This window comes from Paenibacillus sp. S-38 (assembly GCF_049942825.1).
In the GTDB taxonomy this organism is placed as follows: Bacteria; Bacillota; Bacilli; order Paenibacillales; family NBRC-103111; genus Paenibacillus_G.
Genome location: NZ_CP187970.1, coordinates 6,420,407 through 6,438,323, shown reverse-complemented (window position 1 = coordinate 6,438,323; position 17,917 = coordinate 6,420,407). Strand labels below are relative to the sequence as shown.

Annotated in this window: 12 protein-coding genes; all 12 read left to right on the top strand. The window is 58.3% G+C overall.

Annotated elements, in window-relative coordinates; genetic code table 11:
• Positions 1–136: 136 nt before the first annotated feature.
• The 12 genes from ACP26L_RS28190 (at position 137) to ACP26L_RS28135 (ending at position 17,873) form a co-directional block, all read left to right on the top strand.
• Positions 137–1,507 (top strand): MFS transporter, encoded by a 1,371-nt coding sequence (locus ACP26L_RS28190; protein ID WP_426448439.1) that lies wholly within the window; start codon positions 137–139, stop codon positions 1,505–1,507.
• Positions 1,508–1,861: 354 nt separating this feature from the next.
• Entirely contained in the window at positions 1,862–2,833 is a 972-nt protein-coding gene (locus ACP26L_RS28185) for an ABC transporter permease (RefSeq protein WP_426448437.1), read from the top strand.
• A 15-nt stretch (positions 2,834–2,848) separates the two neighbouring features.
• Positions 2,849–3,754 carry a carbohydrate ABC transporter permease gene (locus tag ACP26L_RS28180; RefSeq protein WP_426448435.1) on the top strand — a complete coding sequence of 302 codons (906 nt, stop codon included), beginning with the start codon at positions 2,849–2,851 and terminating at the stop codon, positions 3,752–3,754.
• 119 nt (positions 3,755–3,873) lie between these two features.
• On the top strand, positions 3,874–5,448 hold the full coding sequence (locus ACP26L_RS28175) for an ABC transporter substrate-binding protein (protein WP_426448433.1): 1,575 nt from the start codon (positions 3,874–3,876) through the stop codon (positions 5,446–5,448).
• Positions 5,449–5,555: 107 nt separating this feature from the next.
• Entirely contained in the window at positions 5,556–8,456 is a 2,901-nt protein-coding gene (locus ACP26L_RS28170) for a beta-galactosidase (RefSeq protein ID WP_426448431.1), read from the top strand.
• Between the two features lie 37 nt (positions 8,457–8,493).
• Positions 8,494–9,510, top strand: a complete 1,017-nt coding sequence (locus tag ACP26L_RS28165) for a glycoside hydrolase family 43 protein (RefSeq protein WP_426448429.1) — start codon at positions 8,494–8,496, stop codon at positions 9,508–9,510.
• Between the two features lie 217 nt (positions 9,511–9,727).
• A complete protein-coding gene (locus tag ACP26L_RS28160; RefSeq protein WP_426448428.1) occupies positions 9,728–11,221 on the top strand; it encodes a sugar ABC transporter ATP-binding protein in 1,494 nt (497 codons plus the stop codon).
• A gap of 18 nt (positions 11,222–11,239) precedes the next feature.
• Positions 11,240–12,229, top strand: coding sequence for an ABC transporter permease (locus tag ACP26L_RS28155; protein WP_426448426.1), 990 nt, complete (start codon positions 11,240–11,242; stop codon positions 12,227–12,229).
• Positions 12,230–12,292: 63 nt separating this feature from the next.
• Positions 12,293–13,327: an ABC transporter substrate-binding protein gene (locus tag ACP26L_RS28150; RefSeq protein WP_426448424.1), complete on the top strand. Its 1,035-nt coding sequence runs from the start codon at positions 12,293–12,295 to the stop codon at positions 13,325–13,327.
• Positions 13,328–13,465: 138 nt separating this feature from the next.
• Positions 13,466–15,100 (top strand): helix-turn-helix domain-containing protein, encoded by a 1,635-nt coding sequence (locus ACP26L_RS28145; RefSeq protein WP_426448422.1) that lies wholly within the window; start codon positions 13,466–13,468, stop codon positions 15,098–15,100.
• The gene (locus ACP26L_RS28140; protein WP_426448420.1) at positions 15,097–16,887 is read left to right on the top strand and encodes a cache domain-containing sensor histidine kinase; all 1,791 of its coding nucleotides are present in this window, start codon (positions 15,097–15,099) and stop codon (positions 16,885–16,887) included. Before ACP26L_RS28145 ends, ACP26L_RS28140 begins: the two co-directional genes overlap by 4 nt.
• Positions 16,884–17,873 carry a substrate-binding domain-containing protein gene (locus ACP26L_RS28135; protein WP_426448418.1) on the top strand — a complete coding sequence of 330 codons (990 nt, stop codon included), beginning with the start codon at positions 16,884–16,886 and terminating at the stop codon, positions 17,871–17,873. The genes ACP26L_RS28140 and ACP26L_RS28135 overlap by 4 nt, the downstream gene beginning before the upstream one ends.
• The last annotated feature ends 44 nt before the right edge of the window (positions 17,874–17,917 follow it).

The window sequence follows — 17,917 nt, the reverse complement described above, 5'->3', positions numbered from 1 at the left end:
GCGGGCGCCTGTCTTCTTTTCCGTTCCAGAAAAAGGGTTCGATCTTCGTAATCAGCGGGGATTGCGTTATACTATATATCATGATGTATAGGCAGCGCCCTCTCAGGTGCGGATACAGAGAAAATGAGGTGACAACATGGCGCATCAAGAGCCGGCCGGTTTGAAACGGCAGGACATGCTTCTCATCACCGCCGTAGCGCTGGGGACCCTGCTGAATCCGCTAAATACGACGATGATTTCGGTAGCCTTGGCCCGGCTTCAGGAGGAGTTTCAGCTGACCTTCACCGATGTGTCCTGGCTGATCTCCACGTATTACTTAGCTAGCGCCATCGGACAGCCGATCATGGGCAAGTGGAGCGATATGTTCGGACGCAAGCGGGTCTTCATGCTGGGGCTGCTGCTGGTGACGGTGTCGTCCTGCTTGGCTCCATTATCCCCCAGCTTCGGCTGGCTGATCGGTTTTCGGATCATCCAGGCCTTCGGAAGCTCGGCTTTGTTCCCCTCCGGCATGGGAATGATCCGAAGCCAGATTACTTCCAACCAGGCCAGAGCGCTTGGCGTATTATCGATATTCTCCAGCACCTCGGCAGCCTTCGGACCCTCCCTTGGGGGCTTGCTGCTGCATTACGGCGATTGGCCGCTCATCTTTCTATGCAATTTCCCGTTCATTCTCGGTTCTTTTCTCATTGCGTGGAAGGTCTTTCCGCGTGATCCGCAGACAACCGGACGGGCCTCGGATATGGATTGGCGGGGCGTGGGATTATTTTCGGCGGCGATTTTCATGTGGCTCCTCTTTTTCTTGTCGATTGCGGAGGGGCCGAGCCTATGGATGCTGGCGGCCGGTATCGGGTTGTCCTTCGGGTTTTACCGGTATGAGCTGGTCCAGAGCAAACCGTTCATCGATGTGGCGTTCCTTCGGAACAATGTCAATGTCACCCTGATTTATGTCCAATTTATTTTGACCAACATCGCCTTTTATTCCATCATGTTCGGGATCCCGTCGTACCTTCAGCGGGTGCAGCACATGGACCCTCAGCAGACGGGGCTCGTTATGCTGTCCATTGCCGGCTTCAGCGTTCTGGTCACACCGATGGTCAGCCGGTGGATCGACCGGAAGGGCTCCAAGCCCTCTCTGATTGCCGGGACGATCTCTGTGATTGCCGGGTCGCTGCTGCTTTTGCTTATCAGAGACCAGGCCCATGCGATAACCATCTTTTCCGTGCTGTGCATTCTCGGCATTGCGAACGGCTTTAACAATCTCGGCATGCAGACGATCCTTTATGATTTTGTGACGAAGGAGGAAACCGGGGTCGCATCGGGACTGTTCATGACCTCCCGGTTTATAGGCACGATTCTGTCATCCAGCTTACTGGCCGCCCTGTTCGGCAAGACGATCACTACGGGGCAGCTGCACAGCATGGCATGGACCTGCGCGGTTCTCGGAGTCCTGATGCTGGGGCTCACGGTAAGGCTGCCCGCCGTAAGGCAGGGCTTGGCCAAAGAATAAGCGCAGAGCAGTGAAAGGATCACCAGCCATCGGGCGCAGCAGGGAGAGGCTTTCTTGGAGATGTTTAGATCCAGGGGAGCCTCTTTCGAATTTATAAAAGCGGTTTCAACAAACATCTTGACAATAAGAGGGATACGAAGGTAAAATTTACATCAATGAAACCCCTTTCATTAACAAACATGTTCGAATGCATTAGGCCGGGCGTGGCGGCAGTTCGCTTATTCCTTGGATGCAGGCGGTGATAGCAGCGGAGTACTTTGGGCCCCTCAGGATACACCAGCTCTTTTTTTTTATGAATTATGAAACCCATTTCATGAAATGGGTTTCAAAAAATATGTCGAAGGGGGAAACCTAATGAATCGTGCGTTTGCGGAGCAGTCCGTACCGCCCGCTCTCACCAAGCAGAGCCAGTTTACGCTCTGGAGGAAGCTGCGGAATAACCGGACGCTGCTCATTATGTGCTTGCCGGCCATCCTGTTCTTCATTCTGTTCTCCTATCTGCCGATGCCGGGCCTGTACCTGGCCTTCATTAATTACAATTATTCCGACGGCATCTTCGGCAGTGAGTTCATCGGCCTCGACAATTTCAGGTTTCTGGTTTCGTCGGGGGACCTGTGGAGGCTGACCTTCAATACCGTGGCCTACAACCTTGCTTTTATCCTGCTCGGCAACGGTCTCCAGATCTTCGTGGCCATCATGCTCAATGAGCTGCGGAATAAATATTTTAAGAAAGTCTCCCAGACGCTTATGTTCCTTCCTCACTTTATTTCGGCGGTTCTGATCGGTCTGATCGCTTATAACATTCTGAGTTTTGACTATGGTCTGCTCAACAGCATCCTGAAGTCGGTCGGGATGGAGCCGGTGAAGACCTACTCGAACCCCGGTATATGGCCTTACATCATCATTCTTACTTATCTGTGGCAGTCCACAGGGTACGGCTCGATCGTGTATTTCGCCGCCATCATGGGCCTGGATTCCGAGATCGTGGAAGCGGCGGAGATCGACGGGGCGAACGGCTTTCAGCGGATCCGGTACATTATTCTCCCGTGGCTCAAGCCCACCTTCATTATCCTGCTGCTGTTCTCCCTGGGCGGTGTGCTAAGAGGCAACTTCGGCTTGTTCTATAACCTGGTCGGGGCCAATAACACGATGCTGTACAGCACGACGGATATTATCGAGACCTTCGTCTTCCGTTCCCTGATGAACAATTTCAACTTCTCCATGGGCAGTGCCGTGAGCTTGTACCAGTCCTTGTTCGGCTTCGCCTTCGTGCTGACCGCCAACTGGCTGGTGAAGAAGTTCTCGCCCGATAATTCCTTATTCTAAAAAGGAGGTTCAGCCGTGCAAGCTTCCATGAATGTTAGGCATACGGACCGCTCATCCCTGATCATACGGGTCATCTCTTACGTGTTTATCGCTTTGCTGGCGATCTGCTGTCTGCTTCCCTTCGTGCTGATCGTGGCCACCTCGCTCACCTCGGAAGCCTCCATCATCAAGAACGGCTTCAATCTGTGGCCCAAAGAATTCAGCACCTATGCTTATAAGATCGTCTTCGAGAATCCGGACCTCATCGTCGGATCGTATATCGTCACTCTGGGCATTACGGTGGTTGGAACGGCGGCAGGCTTGTTCCTGGTCGCGATGACCGGGTATGCGCTGCAGAGACCGGATTTTCACTTCCGGAACAAGATCTCCTTCTTCATCTACTTCACGACCCTGTTCTCCGGGGGCATCGTTCCTTTCTATCTCCTTATCACCCAGTATCTGCATCTCAAGGACAATTACCTTGCCGTCCTGCTGCCGGGGCTGCTGAGCCCCTTCCTGATCATCATGATGAAGAGCTTCACCCAATCGATCCCCCACGCGATTACGGAATCGGCGAAGATCGACGGGGCCGGGGATTTTACCATCTTCACGCGCTTGATTCTGCCGATGTCGACTCCGGCTCTTGCCACGATCGGATTATTCATCGCCCTGGGCTACTGGAATGAATGGTATAACTCCATGCTGTTCTTGTCCCCGGACATGAAGTACAGGCCGCTGCAGCTGTTCCTGTACAATGTGGTCACTTCGGCGGACTTCATACGCAATTCCGCTGCCGCTTCGAACGTGCCCCTCCGGGATGTGCCTCTGGAGTCCATGAAGATGGCAACGGCCGTAGTCGCTACGGGGCCGGTGATCCTGTTCTATTCGTTCGTGCAGCGGTATTTCATTCAAGGTATCACGGTAGGGGCGGTAAAAGGATAAAAGAATATCCGCGCCTATTGAAACATAAACGATCCGCATGTCCTGGTCCCACCCGGGAGGGCAGCGGTTTCGCCAAGCACCTGTATCCACAAGCTCGATATCAAAGGGGAGGCAATAACATGGTAACGAGAACTATCGGTAAAACTCTGCTTGCGGCTGTGATGGCAGTCAGCCTGACGGCTTGTTCCGGAGGCGGCTCCGATTCCGGTAAGGCGGCACCGGGCACGGGGAGCACAGCGGATAACGGGTCTGACACCTCGAAGTTCGAGACGATTACCTACGTCATGCTTGGCGATAAACCGAAGAACGGCCAGGTCGAGAAGGTGCTGGAGAAAATCAATGTCATCATGAAGGACAAGATCAATGCCAAGCTGGAGCTCAAATGGGTGGAATGGGCGGATTGGCAGACCAAATACAATCTCCTGCTGGCTTCCGGCGAGCCCGTGGATCTGATCACGACGGCAACGGACTGGCTGGATGCCTGGCCGAACGCGCAGAAGGGCGCCTTCCTGCCGCTCGATCAGCTGCTGCCCAAGTATGCGCCGGAGACATGGAAGGAAATCAAGCCGGAGGAATGGGATCAAACGAAGTACAAGGATAAGATCTATATGATCCCGGAGAACAGTTATACCCAGTGGGTCAATCACGGGTTCTTCTACCGGGGGGACTGGGCCAAGGAGTTCGGGATCACGGAGCCGATCAAAGATTTTGAAACCTTGGGCAAGTACTTCCAGGGAATCAAGGACAAGAAGCCGGATGTCATTCCTTGGGATTCCAATGGAACGAACGGCGAGCATACCAAAGGCTTCATTCAATCCAAGACGGATGCGATTGAGCTGGCGGTTCCGACAGGCTATCTTCCTGTGGTATGGGGCAAATCGTACGACGAAAGGTACACCGCGCACAGCCCGATCTTCGACGATACGTTCGTGGACTTCGCGAAGATGATGAAGGATTGGGCGGACCGGGGCTACTGGCGGGAGGACGTGCTGAACTACAAGGGCAACGTGAGGGATGAGCTGAAGGCCGGCCAGACAGGCGCGGACCAGCACCATACCCAGACGTTCAGCGGACTGCGCGTGGAGATGGATACGAAGCAGCCGGGCTCCGAGCTTCAGATGTTCGCCTGGTCTGATACGCGGGGCAACTTGATCTCGCAGCCGATTACCCACGGCGCTACCGCGGTCGGAGCGAAGAGCAAGCATCCGGAGCGCGCCCTGATGGCCTATGAGCTCATCCGCCAGAACAAGGAAGTGTATTACCTGATGAACTACGGCATCGAAGGGGTGCAGTACGTCATTAAGGACGGCAAACGTGCCCAGCCGGAAGGCTACGATGCGACGCGTGACAGCTTCTCGTCGAACTTCTGGGGCGGCCGGGTGGACCGCTTCGAGATCCCAAGCGCGACGACCTGGTCCGGTATCACGGAGGTCTACAAGAAATATGACGGGATTAAGAAGCCTTACCCGTACGGCCGGTTCGTGCTCGACAAGTCGAAGATCGACTCGCAGCTGACGGCGATGTCGCAGGTTACTTCCCAGATGGGTCCGGCGATTGCCTACGGCAAAGCGGGCGATCCGGTGAAGGCGGTGGAGGAGCTCCGCAGCAAGCTCAAAGCAGCGGGGTACGATAAGGTAATGGCCGAAGTGCAGAGACAGCTCGACGAATACAAGAAGCTGGTTGAAAGCAAATAACCGCATAGGATGCCGGAGGAGAAGGGCTGGTCTTGCTGTTGGAGGACGGCCCTTCTTTCATGGAAACAGGAATAGAAGCAGGAATAAAACAGAAACAGGAGGCTGGGATGAAACCGATGAATGAGACAAATGCGGTGAACGGATGGAATACGGCCCGTGAGGCAGGACCGAAGGGGATCCTGGATTCGAAGGTCCGCTTTGACGCGGATGGGGTCTATATCGAGGGCACACCGGTGATCCTGCTGTGCAGCTCCGTCTTCTACTTCCGGATCCCGCGGGGCCTGTGGAGGGACCGCCTGCGGAAGGTGAAGGAAGCGGGCTATAACGCCATCGATGTGTACTTCCCATGGAATCACCATGAGAGGGAGCCGGGGGTATGGGATTTCAGCGGCGAGCGGGATGTCGAAGCTTTCTTGAAGCAGGCGGCCGATGAAGGCTTGTGGGTGGTCGCCAGGCCCGGGCCTTATATCTGCTCGGAGTGGGATGGCGGCGCCCTGCCCGCCCATCTGTTCACGGACCGGCAGATGCGGCTGCGGGACAACGACCCCGGCTTCCTGCAGGAGGTGAACCGCTGGTTCGGCCGGATGATGCCCATCCTGAGCCGCTTTGAGCTGGGGAAGGAGGGGACGGTGATCGCCGTACAGCTGGACAATGAGCTCGACTTCTATGACTGCCAGGACCCTGCAGGCTATATATCCGCGCTGCGTGATATGGCTTTGTCTTACGGGGTGACGGTTCCGCTCTTTGCCTGCGCGGGCCAGGGAGACCTGTATATGGCGAGCGGTCATGCGAAAGGCGTTATGCCTACCTGCAATTTTTATCCGAACGACAGGGAAGCGGACTTCGAGCATAAGGTGGTCCGGTATGCCGAAGTGCTCCGAAGCCGGGGCTATCCCTTGTGCGTGACGGAGACGAACCGTTCCCACTTCCTGCTGCGCCGTCTGCTTTCGGGCGGAGCCAAGCTGTTAGGCCCCTACCTTCAGGCATCGGGAACGGACTTCGGCTTCACGAACGCGATTAACAATTGGGGGAAGCCGCTCGCTTTCCTGACCTCTGACTATGATTTCCACGGCATGATCACCCCCGAGGGGGGCAGGCGCGAGGAGTTCTATGAAGGCAGGCTGCTCGGAGGCCTCCTGCGATCCTTGGGGAGCGGTCTGGCCAAGGCGGCACCGGTCCCAAGCTTCTTCCGTGTGGAGACGGATCTCACGGTGAGCGGCGGGATGCAATATGTGCTGGAACTGGATGGAGGCGGGTACGTGATCGCTCTGCCGAACGTGGACCAGAGGGACGGGAGCGTACAGCTTCATCACGGGGGGCAGGTGATTCCGCAGCATAGCGAGCTGAAGCTTGCCGCCGACCGCTGCCCGCTGCTGCTCTATGACTTCCCTTTGGAGCAGTGGGGCGGTAAAGGACGGATCCGTTATTCAACCGCTGAGGTGGCCGCTGTCCGTTCCACGGAGCGGAAGCTGACCGTCGTCTTCACGGCAGAGGGAGATTCCGAGTCGGAGATCGCTTTGACCGTGCCGGATGCGGCTGAGGTGATCGAAGGCGGTGCTGAGGTGTATGGGAATGGACAGGAGCTCGTGCTGTGTTTCAGACAAGGAGTGCAGGGCTCTGCGGAAATTCGCTGCCAGGACGGCCGTATTCTTGCCGTTCATGTGCTGGATCGACACCGGGCGTCGAGGCTTCTGGAGATTACATCAGGCGGGGAGCTGCTGTTCGAAGCGGAGTCCGAATCCGAAGCGAAGTCCGAATCCGAAGCGGAAGCGGGAGGCCAGGAAGAGGAAGCCGGGAGGGCCTCTGAGGCGGTGAACCTGAGCTGGAAGAAGGAGATGATTCCATCCGGAGGGGCCGGTCTTCCTCAGCGGTGGCTGGAGCTCGGCGATCAGGCCAAGCCTCTGGAGGAGGCGGGCATCTACCGGGGGATGGCGTGGTACGGAGCCAAGCGTAAGGATGCGGTGGCGAAGCCTGTCCTCGGTGTCCTGCTTCAAGATGCAGGCGATATTCTGAGCGTGTATGCGGAAGGGACATACGCCGGCACCGTATTTCCCGGAGGGGGCCATGCTTATATCCCGCTCGAGCACCCGGCCGAGGTCTCGGACCTGCTGATCCGTGCCGAAATCTGGGGCCATACCAACTTCGACGACAGTGTGCTGCCGGGTCTGAGGTTGAATTCCCTCAAGGGCGTAAGCCATGTCGTCACCGTCACGCAGCAGATCAGTCTCGCGTCTAATTGGAACTTTCAGATCTGCGCTCCCAAGGAGGCCGGGGAGCCTTTGCCGGCCGGCGATCCGGACGCGGAGTCCTGCTCGATTCAAAGCTGGGGCGGCTGGATGACGACACGTCTGCCCGAGTCGGGAATCTATTGGAAGAGTTTCACGGCTTCCACAGATGCGGACAGATGGATGCTTCACGTGCCGGGGGCCCAGTGTGTGCTCCGGGTGTATGTCAACCGGCAGTATGCGGGTGAGGTTGTGCCCGTCGTTCCGTTTGTCGATCTGACCCCTTACGTAGAACCGGGAGAACAAACGGAAATAGCCCTCTATATGCAGCGCAGCTATCACCAGATGGCAGGGAGGGTGATGCTGTACGAAGGCAGCGATGTCGTACAGTGGCGTGTCGCGGGCTGCCAGGAGGAGCAGCTCTGGCAGGCGTCAGAGGATAATGTCGGCGGAGCCGCACCGTGCGAGCTGCCCGTGCGGTTATTGCCCGGGGAATTGGCCTGGCTGCAGACCGAACTGCCGGCAGACATGGCTGCGAAGTGCCGCAAGGTGCGGTGTGAGGGCAGCGGCGTGAAGCTGACCGCCTTTTTTAATGGACATTTGGTGGGGAGGCTGTGGCTGGAGGGCGGCGGCGTACGTCCGCATATGACCGGGGGCGGGCAGGATGTGATTTATTTGCCGGAGCCCTGGTACCGGGAGGGGAATAACCGGCTGTCCCTGCTCGTAGAAGGTATAGGAGAAGATGCGGAGCTTCGGGGATTTACGTGGAAGACTGATTTGTAAAGGAGCTGTATGCTCCCGTTAAGCAGGAGGATGGTTTATGAGCATCTATAACGAGGCTTCCGACGCAGCCCGTCCCAAGTCCGGACTGCGCCTGTGCGACATCCCGGCTCACGATCCCTTCGTGGTGGCGGATGAGCGGAGCGGTATGTACTATCTGTACACGAGCGGCGGACCGCGGATCCACGGGATGGAGAGATACGGGGTGGTCACCTACCGGAGCGCGGATCTTCGGCACTGGGAGGGGCCCTATGTCGTATTCACGGTGCCGGATGGAATCTGGGCGAATCCCCAGCACGGAACCTGGGCGCCGGAGGTTCATGCGTATAAGGGAAGCTGCTACCTTTTTGTTACGCTGCACAACAACGACAGGAGGCTCCCTGATTCCCCGCTGATCCCCATGCCGAATCATTGGCGCGGAACGGCGGTGGCGGTGAGCTCCTCGCTGGAAGGGCCGTTCGAACTGCTCCAATCGGAAGGGCCGACCACACCTTCCTCGCTCATGACACTCGATGGGACGCTGTATATCGATGAGACGGACGGCAGCCCGTGGATGGTGTACTGTCACGAATGGATCCAGACGAGGGATGGCACGGTCGAAGCGGTTCCCCTCGAAGCGGATCTGTCGCGGGCGGCCGGGGAGCCGGTTCACCTCTTCCGTGCGTCGGAAGCTTCTTGGGACACGGCGGAGCAGACACCCGGAGTAGAGGGGAGCATCTATGTTACGGACGGCTGCCAGCTCTATCGGACCCGTGGCGGCCACCTCGTGATGCTGTGGTCCAGCTATGATCAGGGGCAGTATGTGCAGACCCAGGCCCGCTCCGTATCCGGCAGGCTGGAGGGGCCGTGGGAGCAGCTGGAGCCTCTAGTTAGGGGAGACAGCGGCCACGGCATGCTCTTCCGCACCTTCGAGGGGACCCCGATGCTCATCCTCCATCAACCGTTCAGGATGCCGGATTCCCGCTGCAAGCTGTACGCCATGGAGGACACGGGAGACCGGTTCCGGGTCGTGACCGCACGGGAGGATCTTCATGGCCCGGAGGAAGATGTAAGGTGACTGAGCGGGGAGGAAACTTCTTCCCTGCAGACAGGCACGAAGCTGGAGACCTAGATACAACCAGGCGTCCCCCATCAGGGGAGCCTGTTTTTTTTTCTTTTGGGTGCCATCGTACAAAAATGAAACTTTTTCCATAGATTCCTCCACTCCGCCGGTACGGGATGGGTTCTACAATGGAACCACAGGCAGCGAATACCAGAGGGAAGGGGGAAAGGGCATGAGCAGCAGAGCCTTGGTTTGCATGGAGGGAATCGTGAAGCGGTTCCCCGGAGTACTTGCGCTGAATGGGTGCCGGTTTGAGCTTCAGGCCGGAGAGGTGCATGCATTGGTGGGAGAGAACGGTGCCGGCAAATCCACCTTGATGAAGATATTGACCGGAGTGTATGCCAAGGACGAGGGCCGGATCCTGTACGAAGGACAGGAAGTCGGGATCCCGAATACCAAGGCGGCGCAGGAGATGGGCATCAGCATCATCCACCAGGAGCTGAATATGATGCCGCATCTGACGGTGGCCCAGAACATCTTCATCGGACGCGAGCCGCGAAGGGGCTGGTTTCTCGATGAGAAGGCGCTGCACCGCAGGACGCAGGAGCTGTTCGACGGAATGAACCTGCAGCTGGACCCGGGAAGTCCGGTCTCCGAGCTGACGGTGGCCAAGCAGCAGATGGTGGAAATCGCTAAGGCGCTGTCGTTCGACTCCAAGGTTCTGATTATGGATGAGCCGACGGCGGCGCTGACCCAGTCGGAGATTGAAGAATTGTTCCGGATCATCGGGCAGCTGCGGAGCCGGGGCGTCGGCATCGTCTATATCTCCCACCGGATGGAAGAATTGAAGCGAATCACAGACCGGATTACGGTCATGCGGGACGGCTGCTACATCGATACGGTGCGGACGGAGGCCATCACGATCGATCAGATTATCGCGATGATGGTGGGCCGGTCCATCCAGCATGTCTCGAGACCGTCCATAGGGGAGAACGGCAGTCCGGTCGTCCTGGAGGTACAGGGCTTAAGCCGGGGGACGCAGCTGAGGAATATCTCCTTCCATCTGCGGCAGGGCGAAATCCTCGGCTTCGCGGGGCTGATGGGGGCGGGGCGTACCGAAGTGGCAAGAGCCGTCTTCGGGGCGGACCCGGTCGATCAGGGGGAGATCCGGATTCACGGCAGGCCCGTGAAGATCAGGCAGCCCCATGACGCGGTAGCCCATGGCCTCGGGTACTTGTCGGAGGACCGCAAGCAGTTCGGGCTGCTGATCGACATGGATGTCCGGTCGAATATTGCAGTAGCCAGTTATTCGGGGTATGGGCGATGGGGCTGGATGAATGACCGGAGCATGGACGAAGCGGCGGAGCAGTACGTCGAATCTCTCAAGATCAAGACCCCGGGCACCGGGCAGCTCGTCAAGTTCCTCTCCGGAGGCAACCAGCAGAAGGTCGTCATCAGCAAATGGCTGGCGCGGGACTGCGATATTCTGATCTTCGACGAGCCGACCCGGGGCATTGACGTAGGAGCCAAAAGCGAGATCTATGCGCTGCTGGAGCAGCTGGCTGGCGAAGGAAAAGCGATCATCATGATTTCCTCGGAGCTGCCCGAGATCCTGCGCCTAAGCCATCGCATCCTGGTGATGTGCGAGGGGCGGATTACCGGAGAGCTCCGTAGTAGGGAAGCCACGCAGGAGAACATCATGAGACTGGCTACGATGCGATCTTAACCCAAGGAGGTTCTACCCATGAAAGTCGCTTCCATCCAACGGCAGCCTTCGATCCGGGCAGGCGCGATGCAGAAAGTACTCGCTTTTGCCAGTTTGATCCTGCTCGTTCTTATTTTTTCTTTGGCCTCAAGCAATTTCTTCCGCTTCGACAACCTGGTGGCGATCATCCTCTCTACGGCGGTCATCGGTGTCTTGGCACTGGGCTCCACTTTTGTGATCATTACTTCCGGTATCGATCTTTCCGTGGGCACGGTCATGACGTTCTCCTCCGTGATGACGGGGGTGATCATCGCCACCTGGCAGCTTCCAATGCCGCTCGGCATCATCGGGGGCATTCTCACAGGAGCTGTATGCGGGCTCATCAGCGGGCTGGCCGTGGCCAAGATGAAGATTCCGCCGTTTATCGCCACCTTGGCAATGATGATGATCACCAAGGGCTTATCGCTGGTCATTTCGGGCACGAAGCCGATTTATTTTAACGATGCGCCTCAGTTTATGGATATCTCCATGGGTTCCCTCATCGGCGGCATCCTGCCGGGTGCCGATATACCGAACGCGGTGCTGATCTTCTTCGGGCTTGCGATTGTCGCCAGCATTCTTCTGACGAAGACGATCATCGGCCGATTCACCTTCGCGCTGGGCAGCAATGAGGAAGCGACGAGATTGTCCGGCGTCAACGTGGATTTCTGGAAAATCATCATCTACACGATCACCGGGGCCTTCAGCGGGATTGCCGGCATCCTGATGGCGTCCCGCCTCAACTCGGCGCAGCCGGCGCTGGGAGCGGGCTATGAACTCGAGGCTATCGCAGCGGTCGTCATCGGCGGCACTTCGCTGAGCGGAGGCCAAGGCTCGATCCTCGGCACGGTGATCGGCGCATTGATCATGAGCGTCCTGACCAACGGCCTGCGCATCTTGTCCGTTCCACAGGAATGGCAGACCGTGATCGTCGGACTCGTCGTCCTTCTTGCGGTGTATGCGGATATTCTGCGGCGCAGGAAGAAGTGAGACCAGGGTACGGACTCCAGCCGGAGTAGAATAAACCACGCGAAGAACAAGGGGGAGAAGACGATGGCCAAACGAAAATCATGGCTTGCGCTTACGGGGATGACGGTGATGGCGGCAGTCCTTCTGGGAGCCTGCGGGAGCACAGGGGGCAGCGGGGGCGGGACCCAGCAGGCGAATGTGCCTGCTCCGGCCGAAGCCGCGAAGTCCGCGGACGCGCCGGCAGCCGCCGGCAAAGTATACATCCCTGTGATCTCGAAGGGCTTCCAGCATCAGTTCTGGCAGGCAGTCAAGCAGGGCGCAGAGAAAGCGGCCAAGGAGTATCAGGTGGAGATCACGTTCGAAGGGCCGGAGTCCGAATCGCAGGTGGATAAGCAGATCGAGATGCTGCAGGCCGCGCTCGGCAAAAAACCACAAGCGATCGCCCTGGCCGCTTTGGACAGCAAAGCGGTCGCTCCGCTGCTGCAGAAGGCGAAGTCGCAGAACATCCCGGTCGTCGGCTTTGACTCCGGCGTCGAAAGCGACGTTCCGGTCACTACGGCAGCCACGGACAACAAGGCCGCCGCTGCGCTGGCGGCGGATAAGATGGCGGAGCTGATCGGCAAGGAGGGTGAGATTGCCTTGATCGTCCATGACCAGACCAGCCGTACGGGAGTCGACCGACGCGACGGCTTCGTGAACCGGATCAAGGAACAGTACCCGAAGATCAGCATCGTCGATATTCAATACGGCGGAGGGGACCACCTGAAGTCCACGGACCTGGCCAAAGCGATTCTTCAGGCGCATCCGGGGGTGAAGGGGTTCTTCGGGGCCAATGAAGGCTCCGCGATCGGAGTCCTCAACGCGGCGGCCGAGCTCAAGAAGGAGAAGCTCGTGGTCATCGGCTTCGACTCCGGCAAGCAGCAGATCGATGCGATCCGCAGCGGCCGGATGGCGGGGGCCATTACCCAGGATCCGATCGGGATCGGCTATTGGTCCGTCAAGGCGGCAGCGATGGCGGTCAAGGGCGAGAGTGTGCCGAAGAGCATCGATACGGGCTTCCATTGGTACGATAAGACCAACATGGACTCTGACACGATCAAGCCGCTGCTCTATAACTAGCCCCGGCATTGTAACTCGGCATAATAACCCGGCAGAGACAGTCCCGCAAGGGGTTGTCTCTTTGGGCATTCGTTGTACAATGAATAAAGCGGTTACATGCTGCGGTGTTTTATTCTGGAGAGCGGAGAGGTCGATCGAATGTATTCGCTGATGCTGGTGGACGATGAGGATGAGGTCAGGGAAGGCATCATGAAGAAGACCGATTGGGCGGCCTGCGGCTTTCGGCCGCTTGGCGCTTACGATAACGGGAGGGATGCGGCCGAAGCTCTGGAATCGCTGCGGCCGGATGTCCTCATCACCGATATCTGCATGCCGTTCATGGATGGGCTGGAATTGAGCCGTTACGCGGCGGAGAGGTGCCGGGATACGAAGATCGTGATCATCACGGGCTATGAAGAGTTCGACTATGCCAAGCAGGCGATCAAGCTCAGGGTGAGCGAGTATCTGCTGAAGCCGATCAATGGCCGGGAATTCACAGCTTTCCTTGGCAGGCTGAAGGCCGAGCTGGATGAAGAGAGGGCGTCCCGGGAGAACCTCTGCGCCATTCGGCAGCAGCTCAACCAGAGCCTCCCGCTGCTCAAGGAGCGTTTCCTGGAACGGTTGTCGACCTCGGTCATGAAGAAGGAGGAGATCGAGCGGAAGCTGGACTATTTTCAACTGCCGCTGCGCGGGCCGGCCTTTCTGTCGCTCGCGGCCGACATCGACCCGAGGGTGATCCCTCAGACCCAAGGCTCCCAGACCAATCCCGATGCCGGAGCGGATATCGAGCTGCTGCACTTCGCCGTGTTCAACATCTTCCAGGAAATCTTCGAGAAGGAGAACGGCGGGGCGGTCTTCCGCACGAGGGACGATAAGATCGGTGTGCTGCTCAGCGGCACGCCGGAAGGAGTCGGGCCGCTGGCCCAGACGCTGGCCGGCCACACGGCGTACAGCGTCGAGAAGTACCTCAAGCTCACGCTGACCATCGGCATGGGCAGAGCCTGCCCGGCATGGACGCAGATCCCGGAATCGTTCCGGGAAGCGTGCTCGGCGCTGGACTACCGGCTGCTGCTCGGAAGCAACCGGATTCTGTGCATCAGTGATGTGGAGCGGGGAAGCAGCCTTCATTCCATGGCCTACCTGGAGTGGGAGAAGAAGCTGCTGTCGGCGCTGAAGAGGGGCAAGGGGAATCAGATCAGCGGCGTCCTCTCCGCTTGGCTTGAGGAATGGAGGTCGGCCGGCCTGCCGGTGGAGAAATGCTACAGCATGCTGCACAGGCTGCTGGTGGCCCTGATGAACTGGGTGGCGGAGACCGGCTTCGAGGAAGCGGAGGTGTTCGGGGAAGATCCGTTCAAGGAGATGAGGGCGATCCGCACACTGGACCAGCTGAAGCTTTGGCTGGAGGGGCTGTGCCACCGGGTAATCTGTTCCCTCGGAGAGAAGCGGAGCATCCAGGCCGAATCTCAAATGCGGCTCGCTGAAGCCTATATCAAAGAGCAGTATGCGGATGAGAACCTGGCCCTCCAGGGGGTGTGCCAGCATATTTATATGAGCACCAGCTATTTCAGCGCCCTGTTCAAACAGCATACCGGACTCACCTTCGTGGAATATTTGACCCGCCTGCGGATCGACAAGGCGAAGGAGCTGCTGGCGGCTACGGGGCTCAAGGCCTACGACATCGCCTCTCGTGTAGGGTATCCTGACCCGCAGTATTTCAGTGTCATCTTCAAAAGGCATACCGGCATGACGCCGAAGGAGTTCCGCAGCCGGACACAAGCCGGAGAGACCGAATGAGAGGCGTCCGGCTCTTTCAGTTTCAGAGTATCCACACTCAGATCGCGCTGGCCTTCTCCGCCCTGATCCTCTGTACCACGGCCATCCTCAGCTTCACCGCCTACCGGCTCTCCGCGGATGCGGTGACCGGCACCTCGCTGGAGTATACGAAGGAATTGGTCCGGCAGGTTCATACCAATATCGAGACGTACATCTACAATATGGAGAGCATTTCGGCTCTTGCGCTAAGCAGCGGGGAGCTGAAGCGGTACGCCTCTTTACCGCGCCAGGACAGCGAGGAGGGGGCCGAGCTGGGACATCGTCTGAGCGAGTATTTCCGCTCGGTCGTCACCTCCCGCAAGGACATCGCCTCCCTGCTTTTTGTCGGCGGGCAGGGCGGCATGGTCTCCGACCGGGCCGGGGGCGATCTCAAGCTTTATTCCGAAGTAAAGGAACAGGAGTGGTACACGGATGCCCGGCAGGCGGAGGGGGCTGCGGCCATTACTTCCTCGCATGTTCAGAATTTGTTCCGGGGCGAGTACCGGTGGGTCGTTTCGATCAGCAGAACCATGCCTTCGGGTGGAGGTGCGGGCGGGGGAGTGCTGCTGGTGGATCTGAATTACAATGTGATCGACAATCTGTGCAAGCAGATCCAGCTTGGCAGGCGGGGCTATGTATTCATTCTGGCCCCCTCCGGCGATCTCGTGTATCATCCGCAGCAGCAGATCCTGAATACCCGGCTGAAGACGGAGCGGGTGCAAGAGATTCTGGCATCCACGGACGGGACGCTGACCTTCGGCTCAGGCTCCGACCGGAGAATCTACACCGTGTCGACGACCCGGTTCGGATGGAAGATCGTTGGCGTCGTCTTTCCGGAGGATCTCGCACGCAACAAGCGGGCCATGCAGGGGTCCGCCGCCTTTTGGGGAAGCCTCTGCCTTGGCATCGCTTTATCGATCTCGGTGATTCTGTCTTTTACCCTAACCAGACCGATCAAAGCGCTGGAATCCCATATGAAGCTGGCGGAGAAGGGGAACTTCGGACAGCGCGTGGAGATTGAGAGCACGAACGAGATTGGCAAGCTGTCAAGAAGCTTCAATGTCATGATCGGCCGGATTCAAGAGCTCATGGAGCAGATTGTGCAGGCACAGGAGAAGAAGCGGGTCAGTGAGCTCAAAGCGCTGCAGGCTCAGATCAAGCCCCACTTTCTCTACAATACGCTCGATTCGATAATCTGGATGGCCGAAACCGGGAAAATGGAGGACGTCGTGAGCATGACCTCCGCGCTCGCCAAGCTGCTGCGTTCGAGCATCAGCAAAGGGGAGGAGCTCGTCCCCCTGACCGTAGAGCTGGAGCAAATCCAGAGCTATCTGACGATCCAGCAGATCCGCTACCGCCGCAAATTCACCTACACCCTGGAAGTGCCGGAGTGCCTGCATCACGTCCGCCTCCCCAAACTTGTCCTGCAGCCGATTGTGGAGAACGCCATCTACCACGGAATCAAGCATAAAGCGGAGCCGGGTCATATCTGCATCACAGGCCGCCGGACGCCGGACGGCATCGAGCTGACCGTGTCCGACGACGGAGTCGGCATGCCTGAAGATCGGGTGCGGACGATTCTGAACGAACCCCGTCGGGCAGCGGACAGCTTCACGAGCTCGGGCGTAGGTGTACACAACGTGAATCAGAGGATGGAGCTTACGTTCGGACCCGGCTATGGCCTTCATTTTGTAAGTGAACTGGAGGAAGGGACGGCGGTGACGATTCGGATTCCGGAGCTTGAGGATCAGGGAGGGACCGCGGGGTGAAAAAAGGGTGGAGACTGCTGGCGGCCGCTATGCTAGTGCTTGCGGCGGCACTCGGAGCCTATGGCTGGTTCATGGGTCCCGATGCCAAGAGCAGCCCGATTCTGTTCGTGCCCAAGACGACGGATCCGCGGGTAGCCTTCTGGCAGGCGATGAATCAAGGCGTCACGGCAGCGGCCAAGGAGTACGGCGTGGAGGTGCAGGTTGCCGGCATGCCGGCGGAGACCGAGATCGAAGGGCAGATCCGCCTGCTCGAGGAGGCGATCTCCCGCAGGCCCAGAGCCATTGTCCTGGCAGCCACAGATTATAACCGGCTGGCTCCGGTAAGCCGCAGGATCAAGGAAGCGGGAATCCCGCTCATCTCCGTCGATTCGGGGGTGAGTGGAACGATGGCCGCAAGCCTGATCACCACAGACAATTACGCGGCCGGGAGGCTGGTCGGCGACTCCATGGGGGCGCTGCTGAAGCCGGGAGCCAAGGTCGCGGTGGTGAGCTTTGTCAGGGGCTCGACCCCCGCGATGGAACGGGAAAGAGGCGTGAGGGACAGCCTGGAGGAGAAGGGCATGATCGTGGCGCAGACCCTCTATACGAACGCCGAGGAAGAGCTGGCCTACCGCATGACCACGGAGCTGCTGCAGAGCGGGGACTTCAAGGAGCTGAGCGGGCTCGTTTGTCTGAACGAGCCCTCCACCGTAGGAGCTGCCAGAGCATTGAAGGAGCAGCAGCCGGAGAGCCCGAGGGTGCCGATGGTCGGCTTCGACAGCTCGATGAGGGAAATCGCCTATCTCGAAGAGGGCATTCTGCAGGCCATCGTCGTGCAGAAGCCGTTCAACATGGGGTATCTGGCCATCAAGACGGCCGTGGAAGCCTCGGCGGGAGGCGTCGTGGAGCCCCGAATCGATACGGGGGCGGTGAGCATTACCAGAAGCAATATGTTCACGAAGGAAAATCAGAAGCTGCTGTTTCCGTTCATTAACGAAGTGGAATAAGTTCGGTCTTTCCTTGCTCCTCTGAGACCATCCTTTCACAAGAT

Coding starts and splice junctions, on each gene's coding strand:
- ACP26L_RS28175 (WP_426448433.1), top strand. CDS start 3,874: ATGGTAACGAGAACTATCGGTAAAACTCTGCTTGCGGCTGTGATGGCA.
- ACP26L_RS28140 (WP_426448420.1), top strand. CDS start 15,097: ATGAGAGGCGTCCGGCTCTTTCAGTTTCAGAGTATCCACACTCAGATC.
- ACP26L_RS28155 (WP_426448426.1), top strand. CDS start 11,240: ATGAAAGTCGCTTCCATCCAACGGCAGCCTTCGATCCGGGCAGGCGCG.
- ACP26L_RS28145 (WP_426448422.1), top strand. CDS start 13,466: ATGTATTCGCTGATGCTGGTGGACGATGAGGATGAGGTCAGGGAAGGC.
- ACP26L_RS28160 (WP_426448428.1), top strand. CDS start 9,728: ATGAGCAGCAGAGCCTTGGTTTGCATGGAGGGAATCGTGAAGCGGTTC.
- ACP26L_RS28150 (WP_426448424.1), top strand. CDS start 12,293: ATGGCCAAACGAAAATCATGGCTTGCGCTTACGGGGATGACGGTGATG.
- ACP26L_RS28165 (WP_426448429.1), top strand. CDS start 8,494: ATGAGCATCTATAACGAGGCTTCCGACGCAGCCCGTCCCAAGTCCGGA.
- ACP26L_RS28170 (WP_426448431.1), top strand. CDS start 5,556: ATGAAACCGATGAATGAGACAAATGCGGTGAACGGATGGAATACGGCC.
- ACP26L_RS28190 (WP_426448439.1), top strand. CDS start 137: ATGGCGCATCAAGAGCCGGCCGGTTTGAAACGGCAGGACATGCTTCTC.
- ACP26L_RS28185 (WP_426448437.1), top strand. CDS start 1,862: ATGAATCGTGCGTTTGCGGAGCAGTCCGTACCGCCCGCTCTCACCAAG.